Origin of the sequence: Burkholderia sp. NFPP32 (genome assembly GCF_900119325.1) — a bacterium.
GTDB lineage: Bacteria > Pseudomonadota > Gammaproteobacteria > Burkholderiales > Burkholderiaceae > Burkholderia > Burkholderia pyrrocinia_C.
This window is the reverse complement of the sequence record NZ_FPJP01000015.1, coordinates 40,911-59,004: the sequence shown is the minus strand read 5'-3', so window position 1 is coordinate 59,004 and position 18,094 is coordinate 40,911. Positions and strand designations below refer to the sequence as shown.

The 18,094-nt window shown below is 65.0% G+C and carries 13 protein-coding genes and 1 pseudogene; 6 read left to right on the top strand and 8 right to left on the bottom strand.

Annotated features, from left to right (window positions below; all coding sequences use genetic code 11):
• The 6 genes and pseudogenes from BT264_RS40145 to BT264_RS25000 all read right to left on the bottom strand — a co-directional run.
• A pseudogene (locus tag BT264_RS40145) lies at positions 1 to 755 on the bottom strand (hypothetical protein); the annotation flags it as partial.
• Between the two features lie 289 nt (positions 756 to 1,044).
• Positions 1,045 to 2,055 (bottom strand): HoxN/HupN/NixA family nickel/cobalt transporter, encoded by a 1,011-nt coding sequence (locus BT264_RS25020; protein WP_177318442.1) that lies wholly within the window; start codon positions 2,053 to 2,055, stop codon positions 1,045 to 1,047.
• A 162-nt stretch (positions 2,056 to 2,217) separates the two neighbouring features.
• A complete protein-coding gene (fusA, locus tag BT264_RS25015; RefSeq protein WP_034178833.1) occupies positions 2,218 to 4,329 on the bottom strand; it encodes an elongation factor G in 2,112 nt (703 codons plus the stop codon).
• A gap of 219 nt (positions 4,330 to 4,548) precedes the next feature.
• Positions 4,549 to 5,049: a DUF192 domain-containing protein gene (locus BT264_RS25010; protein WP_034178832.1), complete on the bottom strand. Its 501-nt coding sequence runs from the start codon at positions 5,047 to 5,049 to the stop codon at positions 4,549 to 4,551.
• 160 nt (positions 5,050 to 5,209) lie between these two features.
• Positions 5,210 to 5,428 (bottom strand): hypothetical protein, encoded by a 219-nt coding sequence (locus tag BT264_RS25005; protein ID WP_072444916.1) that lies wholly within the window; start codon positions 5,426 to 5,428, stop codon positions 5,210 to 5,212.
• Positions 5,429 to 5,707: 279 nt separating this feature from the next.
• Positions 5,708 to 6,286, bottom strand: coding sequence for a pseudouridine synthase (locus tag BT264_RS25000; RefSeq protein ID WP_034178831.1), 579 nt, complete (start codon positions 6,284 to 6,286; stop codon positions 5,708 to 5,710).
• A gap of 276 nt (positions 6,287 to 6,562) precedes the next feature.
• On the opposite strand from BT264_RS25000, the gene icd reads away from it, so the two are divergent.
• Complete coding sequence (icd, locus tag BT264_RS24990; RefSeq protein WP_072444911.1) at positions 6,563 to 7,819, top strand: NADP-dependent isocitrate dehydrogenase; 1,257 nt, start codon at positions 6,563 to 6,565, stop codon at positions 7,817 to 7,819.
• 282 nt (positions 7,820 to 8,101) lie between these two features.
• On the top strand, positions 8,102 to 10,330 hold the full coding sequence (locus tag BT264_RS24985) for an NADP-dependent isocitrate dehydrogenase (protein ID WP_072444909.1): 2,229 nt from the start codon (positions 8,102 to 8,104) through the stop codon (positions 10,328 to 10,330).
• A 123-nt stretch (positions 10,331 to 10,453) separates the two neighbouring features.
• Here the strand turns inward: BT264_RS24985 and BT264_RS24980 are convergent, their stop codons facing one another.
• The gene (locus tag BT264_RS24980; RefSeq protein ID WP_034178827.1) at positions 10,454 to 10,678 is read right to left on the bottom strand and encodes a hypothetical protein; all 225 of its coding nucleotides are present in this window, start codon (positions 10,676 to 10,678) and stop codon (positions 10,454 to 10,456) included.
• Between the two features lie 667 nt (positions 10,679 to 11,345).
• Here BT264_RS24980 and BT264_RS24975 point away from each other — a divergent pair.
• Positions 11,346 to 12,944 (top strand): multicopper oxidase family protein, encoded by a 1,599-nt coding sequence (locus BT264_RS24975; protein ID WP_072444906.1) that lies wholly within the window; start codon positions 11,346 to 11,348, stop codon positions 12,942 to 12,944.
• A 181-nt stretch (positions 12,945 to 13,125) separates the two neighbouring features.
• Here BT264_RS24975 and BT264_RS24970 read toward each other — a convergent pair whose 3' ends face one another.
• On the bottom strand, positions 13,126 to 13,329 hold the full coding sequence (locus BT264_RS24970; RefSeq protein ID WP_006478030.1) for a cold-shock protein: 204 nt from the start codon (positions 13,327 to 13,329) through the stop codon (positions 13,126 to 13,128).
• 544 nt (positions 13,330 to 13,873) lie between these two features.
• Between BT264_RS24970 and clpS the strand changes: the two genes are divergently transcribed.
• The 3 genes from clpS to BT264_RS24950 all read left to right on the top strand — a co-directional run bounded on the left by clpS (position 13,874) and on the right by BT264_RS24950 (position 17,968).
• On the top strand, positions 13,874 to 14,188 hold the full coding sequence (gene clpS / locus BT264_RS24960) for an ATP-dependent Clp protease adapter ClpS (protein WP_006398529.1): 315 nt from the start codon (positions 13,874 to 13,876) through the stop codon (positions 14,186 to 14,188).
• Positions 14,185 to 16,485 (top strand): ATP-dependent Clp protease ATP-binding subunit ClpA, encoded by a 2,301-nt coding sequence (clpA, locus tag BT264_RS24955; protein ID WP_072444902.1) that lies wholly within the window; start codon positions 14,185 to 14,187, stop codon positions 16,483 to 16,485. Before clpS ends, clpA begins: the two co-directional genes overlap by 4 nt.
• A 103-nt stretch (positions 16,486 to 16,588) precedes the next feature.
• Positions 16,589 to 17,968, top strand: a complete 1,380-nt coding sequence (locus BT264_RS24950; protein ID WP_072444900.1) for an amino acid permease — start codon at positions 16,589 to 16,591, stop codon at positions 17,966 to 17,968.
• The last annotated feature ends 126 nt before the right edge of the window (positions 17,969 to 18,094 follow it).

Genomic DNA, 18,094 nt, shown 5'->3' with positions numbered 1-18,094 from the left:
CTGCCGTTACCGCCACCGTTACCCGAGCCGCCACTGCCGGTGCCCCCGCCATTGCCTTGGCCACCTCCGTCACCGCCGCCATGGCCACCATGTCCGCCATGGCCTCCGCCACCCGAAGTGCCGCCACCCGAAGTACCACCACCCGAAGTGCCGCCACCCGAAGTACCGCCACCGGAAGTACCGCCACCCGAAGTGCCGCCACCTGAAGTGCCGCCACCGGAAGTACCGCCGCCCGAAGTGCCGCCGCCCGAAGTACCGCCGCCGGAAGTACCGCCGCCCGAAGTGCCGCCGCCCGAAGTGCCGCCACCCGAAGTGCCGCCACCGGAAGTACTGCCACCCGAACCACTGTTGCCGGATGCATTGCCTCCGCGGCCCGTGCCGTTCGTACCGCCGGACGTTGCACCTGTCGCTCCGCCGACACCAGCAGGTCCGACAGCGCCGTTTCCGTTATTTCCGCCGCTCCCGCTGCCGCCGCCGGGGTTGCCGCCACTGCCGTTCGCGCCGGCACCGTGACCGCCGATGCCACCGCCGGCAAAGACATGCACCGCGCATGCAGCCGGATTGGCTGCGCACGACGAAGCGTCGTCGACCAGCATCATGACGGTGTCGGCGTTGGCGACCGCGTCGGGCGCGGAGTCAGGCACCGAGTTCTGCGCGACTGCATACGAGCAGCAGCACGCAAACGCGGCTGCGGCCATCAAGGTCGCGCGATAGCACCGTCCCGCCGCGCGGAACGGCTGTTTTGTCTTCATCATTATGGCCTCCCAATGCGCGCGAAGCCTCGTCGCCGCGCGGCTATCTACGTGTGGTGCAGGGGGCCAATAAAGATTCGTTGTCCTTTCGGTGGCCGATTGCCTTCGGGCTGGCGCTTGAAGCCAGCCGCGAATGCGTATCGGCACGCGGGCCCGCCGTGCGAAGCCCTATCTGCGAGATTCGTGCCACCGGCTGTCTGCGCCCGTGGCGCAAGGCGCGCGCATGCATGCGATGGCGCATGCAACGTCGTTGCGGGAGTTTTGTTTCCGAAATGAAACGTCTGAACGATGCTCAGCGCGCCGGCGCGTCGGCCGCGCGCTGCCAGCGGTGGAACAGGATCGATGCGATCCAGCAGACGAGGAACAGCGCGACGATGCCGTAGCCGATCGAGCCGAAGCGTTCGCCGAGCGCATCGAGCGCGTCGCGCACGGGGCCCGTCAGCGACAGCTTGTCGGCGAGCAGGCCGGCCACCTCGATCCCGCCGATCGCAAGCGCGACGGCTGCCGACACGAACGTGATGCTCGCGTTGTAGAGCAGCTTGCGCTTCGGATCGTCCATCGCCCAGCCGTACGCATGAATCATCAGCACGTTGTCGGTCGAGTCGATCAGCGTCATGCCGGCGGTGAACAAGGCGGGAAACAGCATGACCGTATAGACCGGCAACCCCTGGCTCGCCTGTGCGGCGGCAATCGCGAGCAGGCCGATTTCGGTTGCAGTATCGAAACCTAACCCGAACAGCACGCCGACCGGATACATGTGCCAGCTCTTCGACACGAACCGGAACAGCGGGCGCAGCAGCCGCGACACGAGTCCGGCCGGGCGGTGCACGTGCGTGGCGCCGTGCGCGTGCTCCGGCGCGCCGCGATAACGCCGCCACACGTCGCGCAGGATCATCAGGTTTACGCACGCGAGCACGAGCAGGAAGGTGGCCGATACCGCCGTGCCGATCGTGCCGCCGATCTCGCGAAACGCGTCGAACCTGTCGCGCAGCGCGAACGCGGTCAGCGCGATGCCGAGCGTCGCGGCGATCACGATCGTCGAATGGCCGAGCGAGAAGAACAGCCCGACGCTCACCGGACGCTGGCCGTCCTGCATCAGCTTGCGCGTCGCGACGTCGATCGCGGCGATGTGATCGGCGTCGACCGCATGACGCAACCCGAGCCCGTACGCGATCGCCGCGGTGCCGAGCAGCAACGGATGGTCGCGCAGCACCGCGAGCGCCCACAGCCAGACGGCGACGTTCGCGGCGATCAGGCCGGCATAGAGGGTCAGCAGGCGGCGCAGGGCTGCGGTGGGCGGCATCGGGACGGTTCCATCGGACGAATCGCATTGCATTGTGGCATGCGAGAAAAACGCGTGGCGGGCCGATCAAAAAGCCGCGAGCGGTGCGCATCGGAAAAAAAGCCCGTCCGGCGGAACCGGACGGGCTTTGCACGATACGGCAGGGCGCAAGCGCCCGGCGCGTTACTTCGTCTTCGCGTTGATCACGCCTTCCGATACGTTGGCCGGCGTTTCCGCGTAGTGCTTGAACTCCATCGAGTACGTCGCGCGGCCCTGCGTGGCCGAACGCAGCGATGTCGAATAGCCGAACATCTCCGCGAGCGGCACTTCGGCGCGCACGAGCTTGCCGCCGCCGCCCGCGATGTCCTCCATCCCCTGCACGATGCCGCGCCGGCTCGACAGGTCGCCCATCACGTTGCCCATGAAGTCCTCGGGCGTCTCGACCTCGACGGCCATCATCGGCTCGAGCAGCACGGGCTTCGCGCGGCGCATCGCTTCCTTGAACGCCATCGAGCCGGCCATCCGGAACGCGTTTTCGTTCGAGTCGACGTCGTGGTACGAGCCGAACGTCAGGTGCACCTTCACGTCGACGACCGGGTAGCCCGCGAGCACGCCGCTCTTCAGCGTTTCGGTGATGCCCTTGTCGACGGCCGGGATGAATTCGCGCGGAATCACGCCGCCCTTGATCTCGTCGAGGAACTCGTAGCCCTTGCCCGGGTTCGGCTCGAGCGTGATCACCGCATGGCCGTACTGGCCGCGGCCGCCCGACTGCTTGACGAACTTGCCCTCGACGTCGGACGCGGTCGTGCGCACCGTCTCGCGATACGCGACCTGCGGCTTGCCGACCGTCGCTTCGACGCCGAACTCGCGCTTCATCCGGTCGACCAGGATTTCGAGGTGCAGCTCGCCCATCCCCGAAATGATCGTCTGGCCGGACTCTTCGTCCGTCTGCACGCGGAACGACGGGTCTTCCTGCGCGAGGCGGTTCAGCGCGAGGCCCATCTTTTCCTGGTCGGCCTTCGTCTTCGGCTCGACGGCCTGCGAGATCACCGGCTCCGGGAATTCCATCTTCTCGAGGATGATCGGCTTGGTCGGATCGCACAGCGTGTCGCCCGTCGTCGCTTCCTTCAGGCCGACGGCCGCCGCGATGTCGCCCGCGCGCACTTCCTTGATCTCCTTGCGTTCGTTCGCGTGCATCTGCAGGATCCGGCCGAGCCGTTCCTTCTTGTCCTTCGTCGCGTTGAGCACCGTGTCGCCGGATTCGACGACGCCCGAATACACGCGGAAGAAGATCAGCTGGCCGACGAACGGGTCGGTCATGATCTTGAACGCGAGCGACGAGAACGGCTCGTCGTCGCTCGGATGACGTTCCGCCGGCTTTTCCGGATCGGCGAAGTCGTGGCCGAGGATCGCAGGCACGTCGACCGGCGACGGCAGGTAGTCGATCACCGCGTCGAGCATCGCCTGCACGCCCTTGTTCTTGAACGCGCTGCCGCACAGCATCGGCACGATCTCGTTCGCGATCGTGCGCTTGCGCAGCGCGGCCTTGATCTCGTCCTCGGTCAGCGATTCATGGTCGTGCAGGTACTTCTCGAGCAGTTCCTCGCTCGCTTCCGCCGCGGCCTCGACCATCTTCTCGCGCCATTCGTGCGCGAGCTCGACGAGATTCGCGGGGATCTCCTCGTACGAGAACTTCACGCCCTGGCTTTCGTCGTCCCAGACGATCGCCTTCATCTTCACGAGATCGACGACGCCCTGGAAATGATCTTCCGCGCCGACCGGAATCTGGATCGGCACGGCGACGCCCTTCAGGCGCTCGCCGATCTGCCGCTGCACGCGGAAGAAGTCGGCGCCGACGCGGTCCATCTTGTTGACGAACGCGATGCGCGGCACCTTGTACTTGTTCGCCTGGCGCCACACGGTTTCGGACTGCGGCTGCACGCCGCCGACCGAGTCGTAGACCATGCACGCGCCGTCGAGCACGCGCATCGAGCGTTCGACCTCGATCGTGAAGTCGACGTGGCCCGGGGTATCGATGATGTTGATCCGGTGTTCCGGATAGTTGCCGGCCATGCCTTTCCAGAAGGCCGTGGTCGCCGCCGACGTGATCGTGATGCCGCGTTCCTGCTCCTGCTCCATCCAGTCCATCGTGGCCGCGCCGTCGTGCACTTCACCGATCTTGTGGCTCACGCCGGTATAAAACAGGATGCGCTCGGTCGTCGTGGTCTTGCCGGCATCGATGTGAGCGCTGATCCCGATATTGCGATAGCGCTCGATGGGGGTTTTGCGGGGCACGTGAACCTCCTGGTGGTTCGGATCGTAAGCGGGCAGGCTGGGCCGGCCCGGGTTTGGAACAAGCGAGACTTAAAGCATAGCGCTTGCGCGTGGCTTTTGCAGATGCGGCCAGCGCCGGCGGAATCAAGCCGGGCAGCGTCGGCCGCCGGCGAAAAAAAAGCCGGCGCGCAACGGGCAGCCGGCTTCGGTCGGGGCACGGCGCGAGGCCGCGGACCGCCGTTACTGGGCCTTCGGCAGGCCTTCGAGCTTCATGCCGGGCTTGATGCCCTTCGCGGCGAACCAGCCCTTGCTCATTTCGAGCGCATAGACGCCGTTGTTGCGCGGGCAGTGGTTGTCGGTCGTCTCTGCCTTCATCTCGTCGATGTCGGTGATCGTGCCGTCCGCGCGGATGAACGCGATCGACAGCGGGATCAGCGTGTTCTTCATCCAGAAGCAGTGCACGGCATTCTCGTTGAACACGAACAGCATGCCTTCGTTCGGCGCGAGCTGCGAACGGTACATCAGCCCCTGTTCGCGGTCGGCGTCGTTTGCGGCGACGGCCGCGTCGATCACGTACATGCCGGCGCGCAGCTTCACGTGCGGGAACTCGCTCGGCTGCTTGGCGCCGGGCGGCATCTGCGCGCTGGCGGCCTGCATGCCGAGCGCGAGGACGGCGAGCGCGGCGGGAAACACGGCGGCGCGCGCAAGGCGGCCGAGCGACGAGCGCAGGGAGAATTGCACAGCAAGGCTCCTATCTGGAAAACGAGACCCGCATGGTACGCGATGCGCGCCGGCGGGCACAAAAAAGAAAAAGGCAGATCGCCTTGCGGTGATCTGCCTTTCAACGCCGTAAGAACGGCAAGACTGCGTGTTCTTGACTGCGTTATTACAACTTGCTTGCTTAGTTCGAAGCAGCTGCCGGGGCTTCGGCTTCGCTAGCTGCCTTCTTCGCAGCGTGGTGCTTCTTCGCTGCGTGGTGCTTCTTGTGCGTTGCCTTCTTAGCCGGTGCCGAAGCAGCTTCTGCCGGAGCAGCAGCAGCCGGAGCGGCCGGAGCCGAAGCTTGTGCGAAAGCAGCCGTTGCGAAGAGACCAGCGACCAGAGCGGCGATCAGTTTGTTCATGTTGTGTTCCTCAGCTTTAGTTAATTAACCAAATGACCCGGCATAGGAGTCATGACGTCTAACGGTGCCATCCACCTTTCGGTTGACAGACGCTTCGAGAAATTTCTCATTGCGCTGCGGGCGCCGAATCGTATTCGAAAAAGACGTCGCTTTCGTGACGCAAACACGTTCGGCTGCCGATACCGGATAGCTCAGGGTGGCATCTGCGTGGTTTAACGCGCGATCTTTGCAGGTGGTTGACGAAAAAGACGACGAAAAAAATCGTGCGTCCCGAATCCGTCATCCGGCGGGCGCGAAACCGTCCCACGGCGCGCGCGGCGGCAGTGCGATTGTTTCGCCCGGCGCAATGCCGAGCGCGAATATATCCAGCGCGCCGATGCCGACGCGCACCAGGCGCAACGTCGGGAAGCCGACGGCCGCCGTCATCCGGCGCACCTGCCGATTCTTGCCTTCGGTGATCGCGAGCTCGATCCACGTGGTCGGGATCGCGGCACGATAGCGGATCGGCGGATTGCGCGGCCACAGCGCGTCGGGTGGCTCGATGAATTCGGCGCGGCATGGGCGCGTCACGTAGTCGCCAAGATCGACGCCGCGCGCGAGCGCCTTCAGGTCGGCGGGGCCGGGCGCACCTTCGACCTGCGCCCAGTAGCGCTTGACGAGCTTGTGGCGCGGCTCCGCGATGCGCGCCTGCAGTGCGCCGTCGTCGGTGAGCAGCAGCAAACCCTCGCTGTCCGCGTCGAGCCGGCCGGCTGCATAGACACCGGGCGTTTTTACCCAGTCGCCTAGCGACGGCCGCGTCTCGTGCGCGGAAAACTGGCAAATCGTGCCGAACGGCTTGTTGAGGGCGATCAGGTTCATGGCGGGGCGCCCGCCCGGCGGGCCGCAGCAAGCGGGCAGGGCGGTCTATGGCAAATGGCGGAATCTTAATGCATAATACGGAACGGCAAGTCCTCTGTCTTATATAAGACATAAGTGAGGTCTTGATACGCAGTGCCGCGCTTCATGCCGAAGTGCCCGGTTGGGGCGCTAGAATAGCGGCTCGCTGTTGCCGTCACGGGGTGGCCATGCCGCGCCCCCGTCGCGCGCGCAGCTTCGACCAGCATCACCTGCTCAGCCACGTCACTGGAGTCGATCATGCCGTATCAGCACATCAAGGTTCCGGAAGGCGGTGACAAGATCACCGTCAACAAGGACTTCTCGCTCAACGTTTCCGATCAGCCGATCATTCCCTATATCGAAGGCGACGGTACGGGCTTCGATATCACGCCGGTCATGATCAAGGTCGTCGATGCGGCGGTCGCGCATGCCTACAAGGGCAAGCGCAAGATCCACTGGATGGAGATTTTCGCGGGCGAGAAGGCGACGAAGGTGTACGGTCCGGACGTGTGGCTCCCGGACGAAACGCTGCAGGTGCTGAAGGAATACGTGGTGTCGATCAAGGGGCCGCTCACGACCCCGGTCGGCGGCGGCATCCGTTCGCTGAACGTCGCGCTGCGCCAGGAACTCGACCTGTACGTGTGCCTGCGCCCGATCCAGTACTTCAAGGGCGTGCCGTCGCCGGTGCGCGAGCCGCAAAAGATCGACATGGTGATCTTCCGCGAGAACTCGGAAGACATCTACGCAGGCATCGAATGGGCCGCGGGCTCCGAGCAGGCGAAGAAGGTGATCAAGTTCCTGCAGGACGAGATGGGCGTGAAGAAGATCCGCTTCCCGGAAACCTCGGGGATCGGCGTCAAGCCCGTGTCGACCGAAGGCACCGAGCGCCTCGTGCGCAAGGCGATCCAGTATGCGATCGACAACGATCGCAAGTCGGTCACGCTGGTGCACAAGGGCAACATCATGAAGTTCACGGAAGGCCTGTTCCGTGACGCCGGCTACGCGCTGGCGCAGAAGGAGTTCGGCGGCGAGCTGATCGACGGCGGCCCGTGGATGCGCGTGAAGAACCCGAAGACGGGCAACGAGATCGTGATCAAGGATTCGATCGCCGACGCGTTCCTGCAGCAGATCCTGCTGCGTCCGGCCGAATACGACGTGATCGCGACGCTGAACCTGAACGGCGACTACATCTCCGACGCGCTGGCCGCGCAGGTCGGCGGCATCGGGATCGCGCCGGGCGCGAACCTGTCGGATTCGGTCGCGATGTTCGAGGCGACGCACGGTACCGCGCCGAAGTACGCGGGCAAGGATTACGTGAACCCGGGTTCCGAGATCCTGTCGGCGGAAATGATGCTGCGCCATCTCGGCTGGACGGAAGCGGCCGACACGATCATCGCGTCGATGGAGAAGTCGATCCTGCAGAAGCGCGTCACGTACGACTTCGCGCGCCTGATGGAAGGCGCGACGCAGGTGTCGTGCTCGGGCTTCGGCGAAGTGCTGATCGAGAACATGTAAGTCCCCTTCCGGGGTGGGCCGGAGCGTTTCCGGCCGCCCCGGCGCCTACTGCCGGCGCCGGGGCGTTTCGTGGATGGCAGGTTTGTTGGCAGGGCGGTCCGGCATGCGGGCCGCGGCGCCGCGATGCGGCCCGGATGCCCTGCAAGGTAGAACATGACGGCCCTCGCAATACCACCGCCCGGCTGAGCCGGCGCGGCCCCATTCGCGACCGATCCGGTCGCCCCTCCGCCGGTTATCGCCGGCGATCTTCAGTTCCAATATTCACGTAGCAACGCATCGACCATGTCCACTTCGCCCAAGATCATCTATACCCTCACCGACGAAGCGCCCGCGCTCGCGACCTATTCGCTGCTGCCGATCGTCAAGGCCTTCACGCGTTCGTCCGGCGTCGCCGTCGAAACGCGCGACATTTCGCTCGCCGGCCGCATCATCGCGGCATTCGCAGACAGCCTGCCGCCGGAGCAGAAGGGTTCCGACGATCTGGCGGAGCTGGGCCAGCTCACGCTGAAGCCGGAAGCGAACATCATCAAGCTGCCGAACATCAGCGCGTCGGTGCCGCAGCTCAAGGCCGCGATCGCCGAACTGCAGGCGCAGGGCTACAAGCTGCCGGCCTATCCGGAAGACCCGTCGACCGACGAGGAAAAGGCCGTCAAGGCCCGCTACGACAAGATCAAGGGCAGCGCGGTGAACCCGGTGCTGCGCGAAGGCAACTCCGACCGCCGCGCGCCGCTGTCGGTCAAGAACTACGCCCGCAAGCACCCGCACAAGATGGGTGCGTGGCAGGCCACGTCGAAGGCGCACGTCGCGCACATGAGCGAAGGCGACTTCTACGGCAGCGAGAAGTCGGCGCTGATCGCCGATGCGGGCAGCGTGAAGATCGAACTCACGACGACCGACGGCGCGAAGAAGGTGCTGAAGGAAAAGACGGCCGTGAAGGCCGGTGAAGTCATCGACGCATCGGTGATGAGCCGCAACGCGCTGCGCAGCTTCATCGAAGCACAGATCGCCGATGCGAAGGCGCAGGGCGTGCTGTTCTCGGTGCACCTGAAGGCGACCATGATGAAGGTCTCCGATCCGATCCTGTTCGGCCATTTCGTGTCGGTGTTCTACCGCGACGCGCTCGCGAAGCACGCCGACGTGCTGGCGCAGGTCGGTTTCAACCCGAACAACGGGATCGGCGACCTGTACGCGCGCCTGAAGGACCTGCCGGCCGACACGCGCGAAGCGATCGAAGCCGACGTCAAGGCCGAATACGCGGTGCGCCCGCGCCTCGCGATGGTCAACTCGGACAAGGGCATCACGAACCTGCACGTGCCGAGCGACGTGATCGTCGACGCGTCGATGCCGGCGATGATCCGCGAGTCGGGCTGCATGTGGGGTCCGGACGGCGAACTGTACGACGCGAAGGCCGTGATTCCGGACCGCTGCTACGCGGGCGTCTACCAGGCCGTGATCGAGGACTGCAAGCAGCACGGCGCATTCGATCCGGTCACGATGGGCAGCGTGCCGAACGTCGGCCTGATGGCGCAGGCGGCCGAAGAATACGGTTCGCACGACAAGACGTTCCAGATTCCTTCGGACGGCGTCGTGCGCGTCACCGATGAAGCCGGCAACGTGCTGCTCGAGCACGCGGTCGAGTCGGGCGACATCTGGCGCATGTGCCAGACGAAGGACGCGCCGGTGCAGGACTGGGTCAAGCTCGCGGTGAACCGCGCGCGCGCGACCGGCGTACCGGCCGTGTTCTGGCTCGATCCGGCGCGCGCGCACGATGCGCAGATCATCGCGAAGGTCGAACGCTACCTGAAGGATCACGACACGAACGGCCTCGACATCCGCATCATGACGCCGGAAGACGCAACCCGCTTCTCGCTCGAGCGTATCCGCGCGGGCAAGGACACGATCTCGGTCACCGGCAACGTGCTGCGCGACTACCTGACCGACCTGTTCCCGATCATGGAGCTCGGCACCAGCGCGAAGATGCTGTCGATCGTGCCGCTGATGGCCGGTGGCGGGATGTTCGAGACGGGTGCGGGCGGGTCCGCGCCGAAGCACGTGCAGCAGTTCGTCGAGGAAGGCTTCCTGCGCTGGGATTCGCTCGGCGAATTCCTCGCGCTGGCAGCGTCGCTCGAACACCTCGGCCACGCGTACCAGAACCCGAAGGCGGTCGTGCTCGCGAAGACGCTCGACCAGGCGACCGGCAAGTTCCTGGACGAGAACAAGTCGCCGGCGCGCAAGGTCGGCGGCCTCGACAACCGCGGCAGCCACTTCTACCTGTGCCTGTACTGGGCGCAGGCGCTCGCCGAGCAGACCGAGGACGCCGCGCTGAAGGCGCAGTTCGAAGGCGTGGCGAAGGCGCTGTCCGGCAGCGAAGCGCGCATCCTGGAAGAACTGGCGGCCGCGCAGGGCAAGCCGCAGGCCATCGGCGGCTACTACCGTCCGAACGTCGATCTGACGAGCCAGGCGATGCGCCCGAGCGCGACGCTGAACGGCATCGTCGACGCGGTCGCCTGACGCCGGCGGCGCAATCGCGCGGGCCAGCGCGGGCGTCGGCGCGGCGGGTTTCACCGTCCGCCGCTCTACGCAAAAGAAAAAACGCCCCGGACGCCGGGGCGTTTTTCGTTGCAGGCTTGCCATTCAGACGTGAACGATTTCCCACTCGGCGATTTCGTGCGGCACTTCGAGCGTCGCCGTGTCCATGTCGGACAGCTGCGGGCAGTCGCCGCGGGAGATGTGGTCGGCTGCCACTTCGGGGCACGAGAACGCGCCGAGCAGGGCGTTGCCGAACGTCGCTTCCCAGCCGCCGTTACCCGGCAGGATGTAGAACGACCCGAGCGCTGAACCAAAGCGAAATCCCTTCATTTCCGTTCTCCCTTTCTGATCACATGCGATTCTGTTGTGCCGCGTGCCGGCTCGGCCGGCCATGGCCCGACTGGCTGCTTGCGCCGGGTCCCGTATCGAACGTCGTGGCGAAGCGTCGGTGCATGGAACAAAGTCTACGTCCGCGACCCGGTCGGATGGTGCGTGTAGAACAGCTTCTCGAAACAAAAAATCCCTTTTAAAAACATTGCGTTATTTATGTCGTTTTGTATTGCGGAACGTTTTTTGGCATCGCGAAACAGGAAATTTGTGCCCTGCACCAAGAATTTTTACAACGCAGAGACTTGTTCCGCATCGTGAAATATTTACGGTTTCGCGGGGGATGACGCGGCGAGCGGCAATGCAGGGACGAACGGCAGGCGCCAAGCGGTGGCCAGGAGTCCGTAATCGGAGCGGATGAGTGGCGGCGGTCGCCGGTGAACCGGCGTACAGCGCTGCTCGATGATGCCGGCCGATGCGTATCGAGTTCGGTGTGGCAGCGCCGCGCGCTGCCGCGTATTGCCGCCCGACCGGCGGCGGCGCGTTTCGATCGGGCTCGCGGTTATGATGACGCGGGCATCAGGTTTCGCGTCGCGCATCGGCATTCGAGCCGGCCGGCGCGGGCGTCGCGGCTGCCGCGCGATGCAGCATGGATAACGAGGAACGATTGATGATACGGAGAACCTTCTTGTCGCGCGCCGTCGGTGTCGCGGCCGCGTCGCTGTTCGCGCGCACCGCGTGGGCGCAGCAGGCCGGTCATGAGGGCATGGCCGGCATGGATTCGATGGACGACATGCCCGGCATGTCAGGGATGTCGGGTCACGCGCAGCACGTCAAGCCCGCGCCGGCCGCGCTCGCGGCCGCCGACGCGCTGCCGGCCGGCGCGCCGCTCGCGACGTTGCGCACGCTCGCGAACGAAAGCCGCGAGCCCGGCACGTTCCGGGCCACGCTGGTGGCGCAGCCCGTTGCGCGGCCGATGCTGCACGGTGCGCGGCCGACCACCTTCTGGCAGTTCGGTGCGGGCACGCAGGGCCCCGTCGTCGGCCCGCTGATCGACGTGCGCGAGGGCGATACGGTCGAGATCCGGTTCGTGAACAAACTGCCGCAGCCGTCGACGATCCACTGGCACGGGCTGCCCGTGCCGCCCGACCAGGACGGCAATCCGTCCGATCCGGTCGCGCCGGGCGCGTCGCGCGTGTACCGCTTCACGTTGCCGAAGGGCAGCGCCGGCACCTACTGGTACCACCCGCATCCGCACATGATGACGGCCGAGCAGGTGTTTCGCGGGCTGGCCGGCCCGTTCGTCGTGCGCGCCGCGGACGATCCGCTCGTCGGCTGGCCCGAGCGCAACCTGTTCGTGTCGGACCTGAAGCTTGCGCGCGACGGCACGATTGCACCGAACGACATGATGGACTGGATGAACGGCCGTGAAGGTCAGTTCGTGCTGGTCAACGGCGCACGCCGACCGCGGATCGACGTCGCCGGCGACGAGCGTTGGCGGGTATGGAATGCGTGCAGCGCGCGCTACCTGCGCGTCGCGTTCGACGACGGTCGTGCGTTCGAGCACGCGGGCACCGACGGCGGGCTGTTCGACGCACCGCGCCGCGTGACGTCGCTGCTGATTGCGCCGGGCGAGCGCGCGGAGTTGCTGGTGCGCGCCGGCGATCGTGCGTCGCGCGCGGTGCTGCAGGCGGCCGAATACGACCGGCGCAAGATGGCGATGTCGCACGACGACGGCCACGGCAGCCTGCCGCCCGATCCGGCGCTGGCGCTGGCCGATGTCGCGTTTGCGCCCGCCGAGGCGCGCGCGCTGCCCGCCGTGCTGCGCGCGGTGCCGCTGCTGGGCGAACCGGTTGCGCACAAGACGGTCGAGTTCGGCGAAGAAATGGACATGGACGCGATGATGAAGGGCGCGGCGCACGGCCGCCCGGCGGGCATGCGCTTCACGATCAACGGCGAGACCTACGCGCCGCACCGCGCGACGCTGACGAGCCGTCGCGGCGACGTCGAGCGGTGGGAGATTCGCAATACCACCGACATGGATCACCCGTTCCATCTGCACGGCACGCAGTTCCAGGTGACCGAGCGCGCGTCGGGCGGCTCGCGCTCGAGCGAACCGTTGCGCGCATGGCGCGATACCGTGAATGTGCGCAGCGGCGAAACCGTGACGATTCTCGTCACGCAAGACATGCCCGGCGAGCGCATGTTTCATTGCCACATTCTCGAACACGAGGATCTCGGCATGATGGGCACGCTCAAGGTCGTGTAACGAAACGGTGAATATGTTTCACATGCCGGATAGGTATTCGATCTGCATGCGTGACAAGACAATGCGTGTTCAATTATCGGGATTGAACGAAAATCCCGGTCAATCGATTATCGATTGGCCGGCCTGAAAAAAAGAAACCCGGCGCAATGCGCCGGGTTTCTTCGTCCGATATCCGATGCCTTTATGCGGCCTGGATGTTCGACGCTTGCTTGCCCTTCGGTCCTTGAACGACGTCAAAGCTCACCTTCTGGCCTTCCTTCAGCGTCTTGAAGCCATTCATGGTGATAGCCGAGAAGTGCGCAAACAGATCCTCACCGCCCTCGTCGGGAGTGATGAAACCGAAGCCCTTCGCGTCGTTGAACCACTTAACGATACCAGTTGCCATACCTACTTCCCCTGTCACACAGTCGCTGCTACTTACCACGAGCACGCTCGAAAAGCTAAACGACCGGAAAATGCAGCCGTTCCCCCCTCACAAGCTCACCTCGGCCTCTTTCATTTCACCAACCGGCGATTTGAAAAAAGTGCCAGCTTGATTGTTGGCGCTCTTTATTGGAGTGTCAAGAGGAATTTTTAGACGGTTGGAGGGCCGTTGTAAAGAACCCATTTTCAGGGTTTTTCCGGCTTTGCTTCGCAGCATGCGGCCAAGCGCGAGGACTTGAAAAGCCGCATAATCGGCTCATATACCAGGCTCGAGTGACACGCGTTCGAGTCGTCCCGGCTTGTGGGATACTGGATGCGGATACGACGTTCCGGTGCGGTTCCCCCTGACGGTTCGTGTTCCGCGCCACGCGTGAAAGCCGGCACCGCAGCCGGCTTTCGTATGGCACGAAGAAGATCGCGTGTTCCGGGATACCGGGGAGGGCGCCGGCCGGTCGGTCGGGTAATGGCAGGATTGCGGGCCTGCCCGAGTTGTTTAGAATGGGTGTATGGCGATTATCCCGGACAAGCAGGACAGTACCGTCCTGGAACGCAAGCAGCAGAAGCTCAAGCCGCCTTCGATGTACAAGGTGGTGCTGCTGAACGACGACTTCACGCCGATGGAATTCGTCGTGATGGTCGTCCAGGAGTATTTCAAGAAGGATCGCGAGACGGCCACGCAGATCATGCTGAAGGTCCATCGCGAAGGGCGAGGGGTTTGTGGGGTCTATACGCGGGACATCGCGTCGACCAAGGTTGAGCAAGTCGTTACCCATGCGCGGCAGGCCGGGCATCCGCTGCAGTGCGTGATGGAGGAAGCATGATTGCCCAGGAATTGGAAGTCAGCCTGCACATGGCGTTCATGGAAGCACGCCAGGCGCGCCATGAGTTCATTACGGTCGAGCATCTGCTGCTGGCCCTGCTGGATAATCCGACGGCAGCCGAGGTGTTGCGCGCGTGCGCGGCAAACATCGAGGATCTGCGTCAGAACCTGCGCAATTTCATCCACGACAACACGCCTACCGTCCCGGGCACCGACGACGTCGATACGCAACCGACGCTCGGTTTCCAGCGCGTGATCCAGCGCGCGATCATGCACGTCCAGTCGACGTCGAACGGCAAGAAGGAAGTGACCGGCGCGAACGTGCTGGTCGCGATCTTCGGCGAGAAGGATTCGCACGCGGTGTACTACCTGCAGCAGCAGGGCGTCACGCGCCTCGACGTCGTGAACTTCATTTCGCACGGCATCGCGAAGACGAACAACGGCGAGGCCGCGAAGTCGACCGATGCGAACGCGGAAAGCGAAGACGCGAATGCGCAGAAGGAAACGCCGCTCGCGCAGTTCACGCAGAACCTGAACCAGATGGCGAAGGACGGCCGCATCGATCCGCTGATCGGTCGCGAGCCCGAGGTCGAGCGCGTCGTGCAGGTGCTGTGCCGTCGTCGCAAGAACAATCCGCTGCTCGTCGGCGAGGCCGGCGTCGGCAAGACCGCGATCGCGGAAGGGCTCGCCTATCGCATCACGCGCGGCGAAGTGCCCGACATCCTCGCGAATGCGCAGGTCTATTCGCTCGACATGGGCGCGTTGCTCGCGGGCACCAAGTATCGCGGCGATTTCGAGCAGCGCCTGAAGACGGTGCTGAAGGAACTGAAGGAGCGCCCGCACGCGATCCTGTTCATCGACGAGATCCATACGCTGATCGGCGCGGGCGCCGCGTCGGGCGGCACGCTCGATGCGTCGAACCTGCTGAAGCCGGCGCTGTCGTCGGGCACGCTCAAGTGCATCGGCGCGACCACGTTCACCGAGTATCGCGGCATCTTCGAGAAGGATGCGGCGCTGTCGCGGCGCTTCCAGAAGGTCGACGTGAGCGAGCCGACCGTCGAGCAGACGGTCGCGATCCTGCGCGGGCTGAAGTCGCGCTTCGAGGAGCATCACGGCGTCAAGTATTCGTCGGGTGCGCTGTCGGCCGCGGCCGAACTGTCGGCGCGCTTCATCACCGACCGTCACCTGCCGGACAAGGCGATCGACGTGATCGACGAAGCGGGCGCCGCGCAGCGCATCCTGCCGAAGTCGAAGCAGAAGAAGACGATCGGCAAGAGCGAGATCGAGGAAATCATCTCGAAGATCGCGCGCGTGCCGCCGCAGAGCGTGTCGCAGGACGACCGGAGCAAGCTGCAGACGCTCGATCGCGACCTGAAGAGCGTCGTGTTCGGCCAGGATCCGGCGATCGACGCGCTGGCGGCATCGATCAAGATGGCGCGCGCGGGCCTCGGCAAGATGGACAAGCCGATCGGTGCGTTCCTGTTCTCCGGCCCGACGGGCGTCGGCAAGACCGAAGTGGCGCGCCAGCTCGCGTTCACGCTCGGCATCGAGCTGATCCGTTTCGACATGTCGGAGTATATGGAGCGTCATGCGGTGAGCCGCCTGATCGGCGCGCCGCCGGGCTATGTCGGGTTCGACCAGGGCGGGCTGCTGACCGAAGCCGTCACGAAGAAGCCGCATTGCGTGCTGCTGCTCGACGAAATCGAGAAGGCGCATCCGGACATCTACAACGTGCTGCTGCAGGTGATGGACCACGGCACGCTGACGGACAACAATGGCCGCAAGGCGGATTTCCGCAACGTCATCATCATCATGACGACGAACGCGGGCGCCGAGTCGATGCAGAAGGCGACGATCGGCTTCACGACGCGCCGCGAAACGGGCGACGAGATGACCGACATCAAGCGCCTGTTCACGCCGGAGTTCCGCAACCGCCTGGATTCGATCATCAGCTTCCGCTCGCTCGATGAGGAAATCATCATGCGCGTGGTCGACAAGTTCCTGATCCAGCTCGAGGAACAGCTGCACGAGAAGAAGGTCGACGCGCTCTTCACCGACGCATTGCGCAAGCATCTCGCGAAGCACGGCTTCGACCCGCTGATGGGCGCGCGGCCGATGCAGCGGCTGATCCAGGACACGATCCGTCGCGCGCTCGCCGACGAGCTGCTGTTCGGCAAGCTCGTCAACGGCGGTCACGTGACCGTCGACGTCGACGAAAGCGACAAGGTGCAGTTGTCGTTCGACAAGCTGGCGAATCCGCCGCACAAGCCGAACGAAGAGACGGTCGAAGTCGAGTAAGCGATAATTCGTTGTTCATGCGAACGGCGCGGGAAGTTCTCCGCGCCGTTTCGTTTTATCCGGCGCCGGCGGCGCAATGGTGGTACAGGGGAGTGGTAACGCAGTGACACAACAACAACGATCGTTCGACAGCATCGTCGCGCGCGAACAAGGGTTGCGCCACGCGCTGACGTCGGGGCAAATGGCGATGATCGCGATCGGCGGCGCGATCGGCACGGGGCTGTTCCTCGGCAGCGGGTTCGCGATCGGGCTCGCCGGCCCGAGCGTGCTGGTGTCTTATGCGATCGGCGCGCTGATCGCGCTGCTGCTGATGGGCGCGCTCGCTGAAATGACCGTCGCGCATCCGACGGCCGGCTCGTTCGGCGCGTATGCCGAACACTACGTCGGCCCGCTCGCGGGCTTTCTGGTGCGTTATGCGTACTGGTTCGCGGTCGTGTTCGCGATCGGCACCGAGATCAGTGCGATCGCCGTGTTCATGAAGTACTGGTTCCCGGCCGTGCCCGGCTGGTACTGGGTGATCGGCTTCTCCGCGCTGCTGATCGCCGTGAACCTCGCGAGCGTCACGCTGTACGGCTCGGTCGAGTATGCATTCTCGCTGCTGAAGATCGCGGCGATCGTCGTGTTCATCGTGCTCGGCGCGTACCTCGTGTGGTCGGCGCCGGCCGCATCGGGTATCGGTTTCGCGAACTACACCGCGCACGACGGCTTCATGCCGAAGGGGCCGTGGGGCACCTGGGTCGCGGTGATCGTCGCGATCTTCAGCTACATGAGCATCGAGGCCGTCGCGATCGCGGCGGGCGAAGCGCGCGATCCGCAGCACGCGGTCACGCGCGCGTTTCGCTCGACGGTGTTCCGGCTCGTGCTGTTCTACCTGCTGACGCTGTCGCTGATGCTCGCGATCGTGCCGTGGACGCAGGCCGGCACCGACGAAAGCCCGTTCGTGAAGGTGATGGCCGCGACGCACGTACCGTACGCGGCGGGCGTGATCAACTTCGTGCTGCTGATCGCGGCGCTGTCGGCGATGAACAGCCAGCTCTACGTGACGACGCGGATGATGTTCAGCCTGTCGCGCGCACGGCTCGCCCCCGCGGTATTCGGCCGGCTCGGCACGAACGGCGTGCCGCGTGCGGCGCTGTGGATCTCGACGAGCGGCGTCGCGGTGGCAGCCGTGCTGGTCGCGCTGGCGCCCGACACGGCGTTCACCGTGATGATGGCGATCGCGATGTTCGGCGCGCTGTTCACATGGCTGATGATCTTCGTCACGCACCTGCGCTTCCGTTTGCGGTATCGCGGCCCCGCGCTCGCGTTCCGGATGTGGGGTCACCCGTTCGGCAGCCTGCTCGGCGCGGGACTCGTCGCGGCGATCCTGTTCACGACCGCGTTCACGCGCGAATTCCGGATGACGATGGTGGTCGGCGTCGTGTTCGTCGTGCTGCTGACGCTCGCGTATGCGCTGCACTACCGGCACCAGCACGCACGCTGACGGCGCCGACGCGGTCACGACGACCGCGCCCGCAGGCCATCCCGTTCTTCACATTCGCTAAGGTTCCGTTAAGCCGACGGCGGCTACATTCGATCCTGTCTGCAACGCGGGCCGGCACGCGCCGGC

Bases quoted from the DNA above. Each gene is read 5' to 3' on its own strand.
- BT264_RS25020 (WP_177318442.1), bottom strand. From the start codon at position 2,055: ATGCCGCCCACCGCAGCCCTGCGCCGCCTGCTGACCCTCTATGCCGGC.
- BT264_RS25005 (WP_072444916.1), bottom strand. From the start codon at position 5,428: ATGAACAAACTGATCGCCGCTCTGGTCGCTGGTCTCTTCGCAACGGCT.
- BT264_RS25000 (WP_034178831.1), bottom strand. From the start codon at position 6,286: ATGAACCTGATCGCCCTCAACAAGCCGTTCGGCACGATTTGCCAGTTT.
- icd (WP_072444911.1), top strand. From the start codon at position 6,563: ATGCCGTATCAGCACATCAAGGTTCCGGAAGGCGGTGACAAGATCACC.
- BT264_RS24985 (WP_072444909.1), top strand. From the start codon at position 8,102: ATGTCCACTTCGCCCAAGATCATCTATACCCTCACCGACGAAGCGCCC.
- BT264_RS24980 (WP_034178827.1), bottom strand. From the start codon at position 10,678: ATGAAGGGATTTCGCTTTGGTTCAGCGCTCGGGTCGTTCTACATCCTG.
- BT264_RS24975 (WP_072444906.1), top strand. From the start codon at position 11,346: ATGATACGGAGAACCTTCTTGTCGCGCGCCGTCGGTGTCGCGGCCGCG.
- BT264_RS24970 (WP_006478030.1), bottom strand. From the start codon at position 13,329: ATGGCAACTGGTATCGTTAAGTGGTTCAACGACGCGAAGGGCTTCGGT.
- clpS (WP_006398529.1), top strand. From the start codon at position 13,874: ATGGCGATTATCCCGGACAAGCAGGACAGTACCGTCCTGGAACGCAAG.
- clpA (WP_072444902.1), top strand. From the start codon at position 14,185: ATGATTGCCCAGGAATTGGAAGTCAGCCTGCACATGGCGTTCATGGAA.